This is a genomic window from Corynebacterium comes, assembly GCF_009734405.1.
GTDB classification, from domain to species: Bacteria; Actinomycetota; Actinomycetes; order Mycobacteriales; family Mycobacteriaceae; genus Corynebacterium; species Corynebacterium comes.
Genome location: NZ_CP046453.1, coordinates 271,305 through 285,297 on the forward strand (window position 1 = coordinate 271,305; position 13,993 = coordinate 285,297).

The window sequence follows — 13,993 nt, forward strand, 5'->3', positions numbered from 1 at the left end:
CCTAACCCACGCCTTTCCGGGACAGCACCACGGTGGAGATGATCATCGCGAGAAGCGCCAGACCCATGAACGCCCAGCCGGAGATGGTGCTCACCTGGAACTTCTCACCCAGCACCAGGTAGCTCAGGCTGAACGCGACGATGGGTTCGGAGATGGTCATGGCGGGCAGGGAGTTCTTCAGCGCGCCGGCATTGAAGGAGTACTGCTGGACAATGGTGCCCAGGGTTGCCCCGAGGATGAGGCCGTAGGTCTCCCAGTTGGTGAATATCGCCCACACCCCGCCGTGGATGAAGATGTCCACGAACGCTTTGCTCAACACTGCGACGTAGCCGAAGAGTGCTCCGGTGACGATGCCCAGGAGCAGGGCCTTCTCCCGCCGGATCTGACGTTGGGCGAAACGTTCCAGGGAGACGAGCACGACGCCCCCGACAATCAGCGCAGGCAACCAACGTTCCAGCGGTGGTTGCGGATCACCCGGCAGTGGCCTGCCCAGGAGCACCAGCACCGCGACGGCGGCGGTGAGCAGTCCCGCCCAGAACATCTCGGAGGTGGAGATCCGCCGCCCGTCGTACCTCGCGGACAGCGGCAGGGTGAACATCAGTGACAGGACGAGGACAGGCTGGACCACCAGCAGGGTGCCGAAGCCCAGGGCGACGACCTGCAGTCCATAGCCGAGGAGGGCGGTGCCGGTGCCCGCCCACCACAGGGGGCGGCTGATGGCGTTCAGGAACGGGGAGCTTCTGAGGGAGCCGTCCGCGGGGGCCTCTTCCGCGATTCTGTGGCGCACCACAGTTCCCCACGCGATGGTGAGGGCGGAGGCCAGTGCGAAGAGCACGGCCAGCAGATTGCTGTGCACGCGCTCAACCTTAGTGAAACCCGGCCTTTCCGCAGGGTCAGGCGCACGCGGGAACCTGTGACGCAAATAATGCGGGAGCGTGGTCTACGGGTACGATGAAGCAGAACTTTGTGCACCCTACGACGAAAGGTGGCCGCACGGTGGCTCTGATCGTTCAGAAATATGGAGGCTCCTCTCTGGAGACCGCGGAACGTATCCGCGCAGTCGCGGAGCGGATCGTCGCCACCAAGAAAGCCGGCAATGATGTCGTCGTCGTGTGTTCCGCGATGGGCGACACCACCGACGAGCTCCTAGACCTGGCGTCCCAGGTCAACCCGGTCCCGCCGGCCCGTGAGATGGACATGCTGCTGACTGCGGGTGAGCGGATCTCCAATGCGTTGGTCGCGATGGCGATCGAGTCCCTCGGAGCGGAGGCGCAGTCCTTCACCGGCTCGCAGGCCGGTGTCCTGACCACGGAACGGCACGGCAATGCCCGGATCGTGGACGTCACCCCGGGGCGGGTGCGTGAGGCCCTGGATGAGGGCAAGATCTGCATCGTCGCCGGTTTCCAGGGGGTGAACAAGGACACCCGCGACGTGACCACCCTGGGTCGCGGCGGCTCGGACACCACGGCGGTGGCCCTCGCGGCGGCACTGAATGCCGACGTGTGCGAGATCTACTCGGACGTCGACGGCATCTACACCGCCGACCCGCGCATCGTGCCGAACGCCCGGAAGCTGGAGAAGCTCTCCTTCGAGGAGATGCTCGAGCTGGCGGCCGTCGGTTCGAAGATCCTGGTCCTGCGCGCCGTGGAGTACGCACGCGCGTTCAATGTTCCCCTGCGAGTTCGCTCGTCTTACAGCAATGATCCCGGCACCCTCGTTGCCGGTTGGATGGAGGATATCCCCGTGGAAGAAGCAGTTCTCACCGGCGTAGCTACCGACAACTCCGAGGCCAAGGTCACCATCCTGGGCATCCCCGACAAGCCGGGTGAGGCGGCCACCGTGTTCCGCGCCGTCGCCGACGCCGAGATCAACATCGACATGGTGCTCCAGAACGTCTCCTCCGTGGAGCGCGGCACCACCGACATCACCTTCACCTGCCCGCGTTCCGACGGCCCGCGGGCCATGGAGCTGCTGAAGAAGATGCAGGCCAGGCACGGCTGGTCCAACGTGCTCTACGACGATCAGGTGGGCAAGGTCTCCCTGGTGGGTGCGGGCATGAAGTCCCACCCGGGCGTCACTGCGGACTTCGCGGAGGCGCTCCGCGACGCAGGCGTGAACATCGAGCTGATCTCCACCTCGGAGATCCGCATCTCCGTCCTCATCCGCGAGGCCGACCTCGACGTCGCGGCGCGCGCCCTGCACGAGAAGTTCGAACTCGGCGGCGACGCCGAAGCGATCGTCTACGCCGGCACCGGCCGCTAGTCCCCCCTTCGAAGGAGAATTCATACCCATGACCACCATTGCTGTCGTCGGTGCCACCGGTCAGGTGGGCCGCGTCATGCGTTCCATCCTGGAGGAGCGCAACTTCCCGGCCGACAAGGTCCGATTCTTCGCGTCCCCGCGCTCCGCCGGCTCCGTACTGGAGTTCCGGGGCGAGGACATCACCGTGGAGGACCTCACCCAGGTCACCCCCGAATCCATCGCGGACGTCGACATCGCCCTCTTCTCCGCCGGTGGTTCCACCTCCCGCGAGTGGGCGCCGGTGTTCGCCCGGGCCGGCGCCACCGTGATCGACAACTCCTCGGCGTGGCGCAAGGACGGGGACGTCCCGCTGGTCGTCTCCGAGGTCAACGGCGAGGAGGCGAAGAACCCGGCCAAGGGCATCGTCGCCAACCCGAACTGCACCACCATGGCAGCGATGCCGGTGCTCAAGCCGCTTCATGACGCCGCCGGTCTCATCCGCCTCCACATCTCCTCCTACCAGGCAGTCTCCGGCTCCGGTCTCGCTGGCGTGGAGACCCTGGCGAAGCAGACCGCCGAGGTCGGCGACAGGAACGTCGAGCTGGTCCACGACGGTTCCGTCGAATCCCCGGAGGATCTCGGCCCTTATGTCGCGCCCATCGCCTACAACGCCCTGCCCCTGGCGGGCAACCTTGTCGATGACGGTTCCAACGAGACCGATGAGGAGCAGAAGCTCCGCAACGAGTCCCGCAAGATCCTCGGCATCCCGGGACTGAAGGTCGCCGGCACCTGCGTCCGTGTGCCCGTCTTCACCGGCCACACCCTGACCATCCACGCAGAGTTCGAGCGCCCCATCACCGCAGATGAGGCCACCGCCCTGCTTTCCGACGCCCCCGGCGTCGAGGTCGTCGACGTCCCCACCCCGCTGGCCGCCGCCGGCAAGGACGTCTCCCTGGTCGGCCGCATCCGTCAGGACCAGTCCGTCGACGACAACAAGGGTCTCGTGCTCGTCGTCTCCGGTGACAACCTGCGCAAGGGTGCAGCCCTCAACACCGTCCAGATCGCGGAGCTGCTGGTCTGACGGATCCTCAAGCTCGCACCGCCCCCGGCATCGCTGCCGTGGGGCGGTTCTGCTTTCCGGGGTCGCCTACTCCTCCCCGGAGTTGGCTGCCGTCGTCTCGATGAGGTCCTTGCGGGCGCGGGCCACGCGGGAACGGATGGTCCCGATGCGCACGCCGGAGATCTTCGCGGCCTCCTCGTAGGTGTAGCCGAGGACCTGGGTGAGGATGAGGGCTTCGCGGCGTTCGGTGGGGAGGGCGTCGATAAGCGCGCGGGCGTCGATCCAGTCAGACCAGGAGGAGGCGTTCGCGCCCTCGTCGGGGGTCGTGGCGGCGGCGTCCTCGTACTCGGTGACGGATTTGCGGGGACGTGCCATGTCGTGGCGGATGTTGTCCACCCACACTCGGCGGGCGAGCGAGAGCAACCAGGTGCGGGCGGAGGAGCGGGCTGCGAATCGGGGGAGGGCGCTCATGACGCGGAGGTAGGTCTCCTGCGTGAGGTCGTCGGCGATGTCGCGGCCACCGAGGTGGGCGAGGAGCCGCCAGACGTCGTCCTGGGTGGCGCGGATGAACTCCGTGAGCGCCTCGCGGTCGCCTCGACCGGCTCTGAGGGCCAGGTCGGTGACGCGGGCGTCGTTGCGGGCGGAGTGCATGGTCACGGTCAATGACGTTACCAGGGCAAACTGCGAGATCTTTCTCGCGTGACTACGTTGGAGGTTGCGCGGGTCACAAAATGGACCTAAGCTATCAATCAAACGCCCTTAATAGGGGATATGAATTATCAAGCAGAAAGAGGAGCAATGACCGAGCAGAACTCCGCCGACCAGATTCTCAATCGCGGCAAGCGCCCGAACGTGACCGGCCAGACCACCCGCCACAACGGTGCCCCGGTCCCGTCCGAGAACATCTCCGTCACCGCCGGTCCGCAGGGCCCGAACATTCTCAATGACATCCATCTGATTGAGAAGCTCGCCCACTTCAACCGCGAGCCGGTTCCGGAGCGCATCCCGCACGCCAAGGGTCACGGCGCCTTCGGCGAACTGCACATTACCGAGGATGTGTCCCAGTACACCAAGGCCGCGCTCTTCCAGAAGGGCACCGTCACCCCGATGGCCATCCGCTTCTCCACCGTCGCCGGTGAGAAGGGCTCCCCGGACACCTGGCGTGACGTTCATGGCTTCGCCATGCGTTTCTACACCGAACAGGGCAATTACGACATCGTCGGAAACAACACCCCGGTCTTCTTCCTCCGTGATCCGATGAAGTTCCCGGACTTCATCCACTCCCAGAAGCGACTCGGCGGCAACGGCCTGCGCAGCGCCGACATGCAGTGGGATTTCTGGACCCGTACCCCGGAGTCCGCTCACCAGGTGACGTACCTGATGGGTGACCGCGGCACCCCGAAGACCTCCCGCCACCAGGACGGCTTCGGCTCACACACCTTCCAGTGGATCAACGAGGAGGGCAAGGGCGTCTGGATCAAGTACCACTTCAAGACTCAGCAGGGCTGGGACAACTTCACCAACGCAGAAGCCACCGAGATGGCCGGCAGGAACGCCGACCACCACCGCCAGGACCTGCACGAGGCCATCGAGCGCGGCGACTTCCCGCGTTGGGACGTCAAGGTCCAGATCATGCCGATGGAGGACGCCGAGAACTACCGGTGGAACCCCTTCGACCTGACCAAGGTCTGGTCCCAGAAGGACTACCCGCTGATCCCGGTCGGTTACTTCGAGCTCAACCGCAACCCGCGGAACTTCCATGCCCAGATCGAGCAGATCGCCCTCGACCCGGGCAACCTGGTCCCCGGTGTCGGCTTCTCCCCGGACCGCATGCTCCAGGGCCGCATCTTCGCCTACGCAGACCAGCAGCGCTACCGCATCGGGCCGAACTACCGTGACATTCCGGTGAACCGTCCCATCAACGACGTGAACACCTACAGCCACGAAGGCCAGATGGCGTACCTGTTCGACGACGCTGACCAGCCCACCTACACCCCGAACCGCTACAACAAGGGTGCCGGTTACCTGGACAACGGCGAGGACTCATCCTCGGGGCAGAGCTACGGTCAGGCCACGGACCTGTACGTCAACCCGGATTCCCACGGCACCGATCTGACCCGCTCCGCCTACATCCAGCACCCGGAGGACAACGACTTCGTCCAGCCGGGCAACCTCTACCGCGAGGTTCTGGATGACGCCGCACGCGAGCGCCTGGCGGACAACATCTCCAACGCCATGCAGGGTGTCTCCTCTGAGGTTGAGGAGCGCGTCTACTGGTACTGGACCCAGGTCGACGAGAACCTGGGCCAGCGTGTGAAGGAACTGTTCGCCGAGAAGAAGTAACTTCCACACCAAGGGCATCGCCCCGCTGCACCGACCGGTGCGGCGGGGCGATTTTCTTTGATCACCGGGGCTGCGCCTGGGAATGCCACGTACGACACTTCTGCCGGGCCCCGGAGTGATGCTGAACGCTTGTTCGGGAAAGCGACCGGGTGTGTCGGAGGCCCGCGTGATAATGAGGCCAGATCCCGTGCCCCAAGGAGGCCCCATGTTCATGCCCGTCCGCACCATCCTGCTTCTCGGCGCCGCCGCCGCCGCACTCACCGCCTGCACCCCGCTGAGACTGAGACAGTGGTAGTCACCCAGACCGTGACCGCGGTGGCGGCGGAGTCGAGCACGACGTCGTCGATGAAGACCTCTGCCCTCGAGACCGTGACGTCCACGGCAGTCGCCCGACCAGAGGAACCCGAAGAACGCGAGACGACGGCCCGGGCAACCACGAAAGGGGAGACCATCACCACGCAGTCCGCCGCTACCTCGGATGGCGGGGTGTCCTCGGAATACCGGGCGGCCGTGAGCACCGCGGCTGACTACCTCGACTACTCAGGCTTCTCGAAGCAGGGCCTCTACGACCAGCTCATCTTTGAACAGTTCGCCCCGGACGCTGCCCAGTACGGAGTGGACAATGTACAGGCGGACTGGGAGGCGAACGCGCTCCGTACCGCCGACAGCTACGACGAGTACTCCGGCTTCTCCCGGCAGGGACTCTACGACCAGCTCATGTTTGAGGGATACACCGCAGGTCAGGCGCAGTACGGCGTCGACAATGTGGCGGCTGACTGGAACACCAACGCGTTGCGGACAGCGCGCCAGTACCAGTCCTACTCGCCGATGTCCGAGGCGGGGTTATACGACCAGTTGATCTACGAGGGCTACACCGCGGACCAGGCGTCCTATGCCATCGCCAACCTCTGAACCGCTCAGGCTCCCGGCTGGTAGGCGCGGTCCTCGGCGTGCCTGACGTCGACGACGGTGACGCCGTAGATGGATCTGCCCAGGTAATAGGAACCGACGGCACCGACTATCCACACTCCGGCGATGGCCAGGATCGCCCGGATGAAGTTGTTCGGGTCGAAGCCGGTTGTGGACCAGTCGATGATGAGCTTGCCCATCAGCAGCAGGGGTACGGCGACGCCGACGACAGGGCCGATGAGGTTGGCGCGGGTGAGGGCATCGGGGGCCCGCCACATGGCGACGGCGGTGGCCACGACCATGACGGTGGACAGGACGACCATCACGGAGACGATGATTTCGGCGATGGTCATGTTTACCTGCGTCCCTTCGAGATGATGCGTGCCATCGACAGGGTGGGCAGCACGCCGCCGGCCAGGGCGGCGAGCAGGGCAACCTCGTAACCGATGGAGGTGGGGTTGGTCAGCGTCCAGGTGAGGAAGATGCAGATCATGGTGTAGAACACCAGGTCACTGATGACGGCCTTCGTCAGCGCGTCGGAGGTACGTAGCACCAGCACCAGGCCGGAGATCAGGGAGAGCGCCATGACGGCGATGCAGACCGTGAGGATCCATTCGAAGGGGGTCACTGGTTCTTCTCCTTCCGGTCGGTGGGGTAGGCGTAGAACCGGGGGTCGAGCTCCACTGCGGAGCCCTGGCCGGGCACGCCGTGATCGATGGAACGGACGTGGGGAGCCATACGGGCCTCCATGTCGGCGAGGCCTTCCACTACTTCGGTGGGGTCCGAACCGAAGGCGGCCTGGACAAGCAGGATGCGGGGATCACCGGGGACTGTGGGTTCGCGCAGACCCAACGACAGGGTGGAGGGGGTGGCGGTGATGGAGCTGGTGAACCAGAAGATCTGCCACTCGCTGGTCACCCGCAGGGGGTAGCGGACCACGACCGGGTCATATCCCGCGTTCGGTCGGAACCCGGCCCAGGCGACCTGGAAGCCGGCGACGAAGATCTCCTTGATCCACCAGGGGATGTACAGGAACAGGTGCATGTCAGCGGCCTCCCTGGAGGTCGGTCATGTCGGGGACGCCCACCGGGTCGTCCCCGAGGACGGCCGAGGCGTAGCCTTCGGTGTCGAGGAGTCCGGCGGTGGCGGTGAGGGTGGCGTCGATAAGCGGGCCGGCGAAGAGGAACATGGCCACGGAACCGGCCATGAGCAGTGCGGACGGCGCGATCAGGCGGGTAGACACGCGCAGCGAGTCGGGGTAGCGCTGCATGGGCTGGCCCCAGAAGACCTCGCGCCACACACGCAGCATGCTCAGCAGGGCGCCGACGGAAGCGATCACGATCACCGCGATGACCAGCCACGCCCACCAGTCGGCGGTCCGGGCGATCTCGAAGACGATGAGGACCTTGCCCCACATTCCGGAGAACGGCGGGAAACCGACGATGGAGAAGGCGCCGGCCGCGAAGAGCGCCGCCACCAGCGGGTCGCGTCGGGCCAGGCCGGAGAGCTTGGACAGCAGACCGGTGGCGTAGGTCTCCTCGATCGCGCCGGAGGTGAGGATGAGCGCCGCGACGGTGATCATGTGGTGCAGGGTGTAGAGCAGGCCGGCGGCCAGGGCGCGCTGCGGATCGTCGGAGGTGAAGGCCAGCATGACCAGGATGAAGGGCATGCCGTTGATCATCTGGTAGCCCAGCACGCGGCGGATGGAGTTCTCCGCCAGGCCGGCGAAGGCGCCGATGACCATGGAGACCAGCATGAGGGCGATGATCAGCCAGTTCCAGCGGTCCTCGAGGTCGAAGAGATTGACGTAGATCCGGAAGAGCATGTACACCGCGACCTTGGTGTGCAGGCCGGAGAACAGTCCCATCACGGCGGCTGAGGTGCCCGGGTAGGTGCGGGGCAGCCACGTGTGGACGGGGAAGACGCCTGCCTTCGCGCCGATCGCGATGATGACCAGGCCCATGGCCACGACGGCGGGGCCGTTGCCGGCCGCGGCTCCCTGCAGCGCCGCGATGTTCACGGAGCCGGTCACACCGTAGAGTACGCCCACGCCGGCCAGGAGCAGGGTGGAGGCAGCCAGGTTGACCAGCACGAAGGTGCGGCCACCGGCCAGGCGTGCCCAGGTGCCGGACATGGCGATCAGCCCGTAGGAGGGCAGGAGCATGACCTCGATGAAGACGAAGAAGTTGAACAGGTCCGCGGTCAGCAGCGCGCCGTTGACGCCCGTGATCAGGATGAGCGTGAGTGAGGCGTAGTAGCGCGAGACCGTCTCGCCGGAGATGGTGGCGAACCAGTTGGCGGTCGCCGCGACGATCATCGTGGTGATGATCATGATCGCCGAGAACGTGTCCGCGGCGAAAGGAATGGCCACGCCGCCGACGTACAGGCCCACGTTGTGGGCGATCGTGCCGTGTTCCGCGGTGTGGGCGAAAAGCCAGCCACCTGCGAGGATGCCGGCGACGGGGACGCCGATGTGCAGCACGTCGCGTGCCCGGCGCCATGGCAGCAGTACCGCGACGGCCGCCGCGAACAGCGGGATCGCCGCGAAGAGGGGGAGCGTCCAGTCCATCTAGTTTCCTCCGGTGCTTCTCGACGTCGCCCGGCCCAGCGTCTCCATCGGGTCGACGCCGATGTTGTCGTCGGCGGGCTCGGGGACGTTGGTGTCATCGTCGTGGCCCAGGGCCGCGAGGGTGAGCAGGATGGTGGTGGTGGCCATGGCGATGACGATGGCCGTCAGGACGAAGGCCTGGGGGAGGGGGTCGGCTGCGTCGGCAAGCGGGGTGCGGTCGGGGAAGGGCTCTCCGCGCCATGAACCCACGCCGCCGGCCAGCAGCGTCAGGTTCGCCGCATGACCCAACAGGGACATGCCGAACACGATCCGCACCATGCCCCGCTGCTGGATGAGGTACACAGAACCGGTGACCAGGACGGCGATGGTCAGTGCGAGGATCATCGGTTCGTCTCCTTGTCTGTCTCGTTGAGCACCGAAAGGGGAGCGGAGGCCGGGTTGATAGGGGCCGGGTACGGGTCCACAGCTCCCTCATCGGCGGTGACCTCCGGGGTGGCGGGCAGCGGCCCCTCCTCGACCCGGGCCCATTCGAGATCGTTGAGGTCCACGCCCGGGCGCAGGTACCCGCCCAGCGCGTTGATGGCCATGGTGAGCATGCCCAGCACCGCGAGGTAGATACCCAGGTCGAAGATGAGCGAGGTGGTCATGTGCTCGCCGAAGATGTAACCGTGGATGGCGTAGAGGAAGGAACCCTCCAGCAGCCCGAGGAAACCGGCGCCCACGGCCGTGATGATGCCGATGCCCGTCAACCAGATCGGCGTGGACTCCCGGAAGATGATCGAGTCCTGGCCCTTCGAGAGGTAACCGAGCCCGATGGCGGCGCCCATGATCAGGGCTGCGACGAAGCCGCCGCCTGGGTCCTGGTGGCCACGCATGAACACCAGCACGCTGAGGATCGCCAGCACCGGGATGACCAGGATGATGACCTTGCGCATCGGGATCGAGTTGAGCTGTGACTGGCCGAAAGGCGCCGGGCGCGTGCCGTTCTTGAAGGGGTGGCGTGGCATGGATTTGGCCACCGCGGCGATGACGATGGCCGCCATGCCCAGGACCGACAGCTCACCGAGGGTGTCCAGAGCGCGGAACTCCACCAGGATCGTGGCCACGACGTTCTGTCCGCTGGTGATCTCGGGGGCCTCGGTGAGGTACCACATGGCCAGCTCGGAACGCTCGCGGCGACCCAGGAGCGCGTGGACGCCCGTGAAGGCCACGGCTCCGGCCAGCAGCGCGATGACCAGAGAACCGATCTGGCGTCTGCCGGACTTCACCTTCGGGAAGAGGTTCGGCTGGTAACGCAGCACCATCATGATGACGATGACCGTGAGCGACTCCACCGTCAGCTGCGTCAGTGCCACGTCGGGGGCACCGAGCAGCATCATCTGCAGGCTCATGCCCACGCCGACGGTGCCGATGAGCACCGCCGCCGTCAGGCGCGAGTTGGTCACGGCCAGTCCGACCACCGAGATCGCGATGATCGCCAGCGGAATAAGGTCCCAGGGGTTGTCCAGGCCCGGGGCGCGCGGGGCGGGGGTGATGCCGTCCACTCCCGGCGTGAACCAGGTGGCCACGCCTAGGACGATGACGCTGAGGACCAGCGGCAGCAGGTGACGGGACGGGTTGAGGGTGTTGGCCATCGCACCCAGCGCGCGGCCCAGCAGGGTGGCGCCGTGGACGAGGGCGGAGAGCAGCTCGTTGCCGGAGGCGGGGGCGAGCTTCCGGCCCTCAAGCGCAGGCCAGATCCGCTTGCGTGCCACCACGCCCAGCGCCCCGATGACCAGCACCGCCACCGATATCAGCAGCGGGGTGTTCACACCGTGCCACAGCGCCAGGTGTGACTCGTTGGTGGCGCCGACGGAGGCGACGACGGCGTCGACGGGGGCGTCGAAAACCGGGAGGGCGAACGCTAGCGGGAGGGAGAGCACCCCCGGGAGAGCTGCGGGCAGCCAGAGCCGGACCGGGGCCTCTTTCACGTCGGACATGTCGCGCGGGCCGTCGATGAATGCGCCGAACACGATTTTCGCGGAGTAGGTGAACGTGAGCACCGCGCCGATCGCCGCGACGAAGAGCAGCAGGCCGGCGGCGGGTGCGTCCTGGAAGGCGGTGAGCATGCCCTCCTTGGAGACGAAGCCCAGCAGCGGCGGCACCGCGGCCATCGACGCCGCACCGATGGCCACGGCCCCGAAGGTCCACGGCATGCGGTCCCACAGTCGGCCCAGGCGGCGGATGTCCCGCGAGCCGGCCTGGTGGTCGATCACGCCGATGAGCATGAACAGCGAGGATTTGAACAGCGCGTGCGCTGCGGTGTGGACCACTGCTGCGGCGATGGCGACAGGCGTGCCCACGCCGATGGTCGCGACGATCCACCCCAGGTGCGAGACCGTGGAGTACGCCGTGAGCTGCTTGAGGTCGGTCTTCTGAACCGCGAACAGGGCAGACATCACCGCCGTGGTCATGCCGACGATGATGAGCAGACCGTTCCACACCGCCACGTCATGGAAGACCGTGGAGAAGCGCAGGAGCAGGTAGATACCGGCCTTGACCACGGCCGCGGCGTGCAGGAACGCCGACACCGGCGTCGCCGCGGCCATTGCCTCCGGCAGCCAGAAGTGGAAGGGCAGCTGCGCCGACTTGGTGAAGGCGGAGACCGCCACCAGCACCGCCAGAGCCATAGTGACCTCCGGACGTTCCGACCAGAAGCCACTGGCCAGGATGCCCTGCAGGTTGGTCGTGCCCGCGGCGTTCGCGGCGATGGCCACGGCCACCAGCAGGGTCAGGCCGCCGACGAACGTGAGAATCAGGGTGCGCACCGAACCGGCCTCACCCCCTGAACCCGAACGGGCGATGAGCATGAAGGAAGCCAGCGACACCAGCTCCCATGCCAGGAACAGGATCACCACGTCATCGGCCAGCACCAGCAGCAGAATCGACAGGGTGAACGCCGTCATGATGGTGTAGAAACTCGTGTTGCCCTGCCGTTTCGGCAGATAGGCGGCCGAGTAGACGAACACCACCGCGCCGATCACCAGTGCCAGCAGCGCGAAGAACAGGCCGAGCGCGTCGCCACGCAGGGAGAATGTCACGTCCATCCCCGGGGCGACCACATCCGTGACCCACACCCGGGAGAACTCCAGTGGCCGGCCGTCCAACACAGCTGGAAGTTCCCTGGCCAGGAGCCCGGCTCCCGTGAGGAACAGGGCGGCTAAAGGCCAGCCTGCATTTCTGTCGAGAAGACGCACCGCGAGTGGGGCCGCAACAACCGCCAGCGCCGCGAGCGAAATGACAAGTATGAGTGTCACGGTGGGATACCACGCTCAATCAGCTCGGGGACATGTGAAAATCACAAAGAATCCTGAATGACGTTACCAGTCACATATTCCGGTGCGCCTACCACATCTCCCCCCTTCCTGAGCAGTACTTTCTTAAGGCATGAGCCTGCCCACCACCCTCACCCGTCACTGGGTCACGGCGATCCTCCTCCTGGCGCCGTTGATCATCGGCACCATTTTCGCCGCGACCACCCACCTCGACGCCGCCCGCAGCTGGAGCAGCGCCGAGGAACCCGCCGCCGCGCCCGCCGCCGGAGTCCACGGAGCCGAGCTTGTCGACGCCCGCCGCGCCGTCGGCGAGGCCGGCGCCCAGGCAGGATTCCTGGCCACCGGCACCGGGGAGCTGGCTGAGGGTGTCGCCGAGATGCGGGAACAGGCCACGGTTCTGCCGGACCGCGTCGATGAGGCTGTCGTCGGTGCACAGCAACTCCACCAGGGGCTCGTGGAGATCCAGGCCGGCGTGGGCCAGCTCGGCGGAGGCGCTACCGAGGTCGCCGACGGCGTGGGCGGGGCCGTCGACCAGGTCATCGGCCTCGGCGCGATCCAGGGCCAGCTCATGGAGGCCATCGACCGCACCACCCGCGAGCTCGAGGGCGCCGATGACCCCCGGCTCGTGGACGCCCGGACCCAGCTCCTCGATCTCCGCGGGCAGGTCCAGAACCTCCAGCTCAACGGGGCCCTCGCCGACCAGCTGCGCCAACTCAAGGACGGTTCCCGTGAGATCGCCAACCAGCTGAGCGTCCCCGGCTACGCCTTCCACGATGGCGTCTACTCCGCCACACGCGGTGCGCAGGACCTCTCCTACGGGCTCACCCAGGCGCAGGGCGGTATCGGCGAGGCCATCGGCGGTGTGGACTCCCTCGACGAAGGCGCCCAGCGTATCGACGACATGGCCACCCGCACCCAGGACCGTATCGGTGCCGCCCAGCGTGCCCTGCCTGTCTCCCAGACGGCCGGCGTCGAGTCGGCGGATGGCCCCGCCGTGGCACTGACCCCGATGTACGCCCTGCTCATCGCCGCCCTGGTGATGCTCGGTGGGGCTTTCGCCGGAGCTACCCGCAACTGGTGGATCCTCCTCGGTGCGGCCGTCGGCCTCACCAGCCTGGGCGTTGTGCTCCTGTGGCTGGTCGCCACCGGCCTGACCGCCGGTCTCGCGGCCTCGTCCGCTGTGGTCCTGGCTCTGGGCGTGGTGGCCTCCGCCATGGCCACCCGCGTGGTGCTCAGCCTGTTCGGCCCCGTTCTCGGCTGGATTGTCACGGGTGTGGTCGGCCTGGCCCAGATCGGCCTGGTCGGCTGGGTGTGGAAATCCCTGTCCTACACCGAGGTCGCCGGCGGTTGGCAGATCCTGGCCAATCTCTCGCCGCTGAGCTGGGCCACCGCCGGCCTGACCACCCTGGGTAATGGAGGCTCCTCCCAGGTGCTCTGGCTTGCGCTCGCCATCCTGGGTGCCATGGCGGTGATCGGGGTCTCGGGTGTGGCGCTGGGCGGGCGCCGGGCGACGGCCGTGTGACAGCGCGCCTGGAACACCTTCCGCAGTTGTTCCGG

At 66.6% G+C, this 13,993-nt stretch carries 13 protein-coding genes; 5 read left to right on the top strand and 8 right to left on the bottom strand.

Annotation, left to right across the window (positions count from 1 at the left end; translation table 11 throughout):
• Position 1: 1 nt before the first annotated feature.
• Entirely contained in the window at positions 2 to 856 is an 855-nt protein-coding gene (locus tag CETAM_RS01335; RefSeq protein WP_156226724.1) for a DMT family transporter, read from the bottom strand.
• 140 nt (positions 857 to 996) lie between these two features.
• On the opposite strand from CETAM_RS01335, the gene CETAM_RS01340 reads away from it, so the two are divergent.
• Entirely contained in the window at positions 997 to 2,262 is a 1,266-nt protein-coding gene (locus tag CETAM_RS01340; protein ID WP_156226725.1) for an aspartate kinase, read from the top strand.
• A gap of 28 nt (positions 2,263 to 2,290) precedes the next feature.
• Entirely contained in the window at positions 2,291 to 3,322 is a 1,032-nt protein-coding gene (locus CETAM_RS01345) for an aspartate-semialdehyde dehydrogenase (protein ID WP_156226726.1), read from the top strand.
• Between the two features lie 66 nt (positions 3,323 to 3,388).
• Here CETAM_RS01345 and CETAM_RS01350 read toward each other — a convergent pair whose 3' ends face one another.
• Positions 3,389 to 3,952 carry an RNA polymerase sigma factor gene (locus CETAM_RS01350; RefSeq protein ID WP_156229318.1) on the bottom strand — a complete coding sequence of 188 codons (564 nt, stop codon included), beginning with the start codon at positions 3,950 to 3,952 and terminating at the stop codon, positions 3,389 to 3,391.
• Between the two features lie 147 nt (positions 3,953 to 4,099).
• On the opposite strand from CETAM_RS01350, the gene CETAM_RS01355 reads away from it, so the two are divergent.
• Positions 4,100 to 5,644 carry a catalase gene (locus CETAM_RS01355; protein ID WP_156226727.1) on the top strand — a complete coding sequence of 515 codons (1,545 nt, stop codon included), beginning with the start codon at positions 4,100 to 4,102 and terminating at the stop codon, positions 5,642 to 5,644.
• Between the two features lie 288 nt (positions 5,645 to 5,932).
• Positions 5,933 to 6,556 carry an Ltp family lipoprotein gene (locus tag CETAM_RS01360; RefSeq protein ID WP_156226728.1) on the top strand — a complete coding sequence of 208 codons (624 nt, stop codon included), beginning with the start codon at positions 5,933 to 5,935 and terminating at the stop codon, positions 6,554 to 6,556.
• Positions 6,557 to 6,561: 5 nt separating this feature from the next.
• Here the strand turns inward: CETAM_RS01360 and CETAM_RS01365 are convergent, their stop codons facing one another.
• The 6 genes from CETAM_RS01365 to CETAM_RS01390 are packed head-to-tail and all read right to left on the bottom strand — an operon-like array spanning position 6,562 to position 12,418.
• On the bottom strand, positions 6,562 to 6,906 hold the full coding sequence (locus tag CETAM_RS01365) for a Na+/H+ antiporter subunit G (RefSeq protein ID WP_156226729.1): 345 nt from the start codon (positions 6,904 to 6,906) through the stop codon (positions 6,562 to 6,564).
• Positions 6,907 to 6,908: 2 nt separating this feature from the next.
• The gene (locus CETAM_RS01370; protein WP_156226730.1) at positions 6,909 to 7,181 is read right to left on the bottom strand and encodes a cation:proton antiporter; all 273 of its coding nucleotides are present in this window, start codon (positions 7,179 to 7,181) and stop codon (positions 6,909 to 6,911) included.
• On the bottom strand, positions 7,178 to 7,597 hold the full coding sequence (locus tag CETAM_RS01375) for a monovalent cation/H+ antiporter subunit E (protein WP_156226731.1): 420 nt from the start codon (positions 7,595 to 7,597) through the stop codon (positions 7,178 to 7,180). The genes CETAM_RS01370 and CETAM_RS01375 overlap by 4 nt, the downstream gene beginning before the upstream one ends.
• Before the next feature lies 1 nt (position 7,598).
• On the bottom strand, positions 7,599 to 9,122 hold the full coding sequence (locus CETAM_RS01380) for a monovalent cation/H+ antiporter subunit D family protein (RefSeq protein WP_156226732.1): 1,524 nt from the start codon (positions 9,120 to 9,122) through the stop codon (positions 7,599 to 7,601).
• Entirely contained in the window at positions 9,123 to 9,506 is a 384-nt protein-coding gene (locus CETAM_RS01385; RefSeq protein WP_156226733.1) for a cation:proton antiporter subunit C, read from the bottom strand.
• Entirely contained in the window at positions 9,503 to 12,418 is a 2,916-nt protein-coding gene (locus CETAM_RS01390) for a DUF4040 family protein (RefSeq protein WP_156226734.1), read from the bottom strand. The genes CETAM_RS01385 and CETAM_RS01390 overlap by 4 nt, the downstream gene beginning before the upstream one ends.
• A 130-nt stretch (positions 12,419 to 12,548) precedes the next feature.
• On the opposite strand from CETAM_RS01390, the gene CETAM_RS01395 reads away from it, so the two are divergent.
• Positions 12,549 to 13,958, top strand: a complete 1,410-nt coding sequence (locus tag CETAM_RS01395) for an ABC transporter permease (protein ID WP_156226735.1) — start codon at positions 12,549 to 12,551, stop codon at positions 13,956 to 13,958.
• The last annotated feature ends 35 nt before the right edge of the window (positions 13,959 to 13,993 follow it).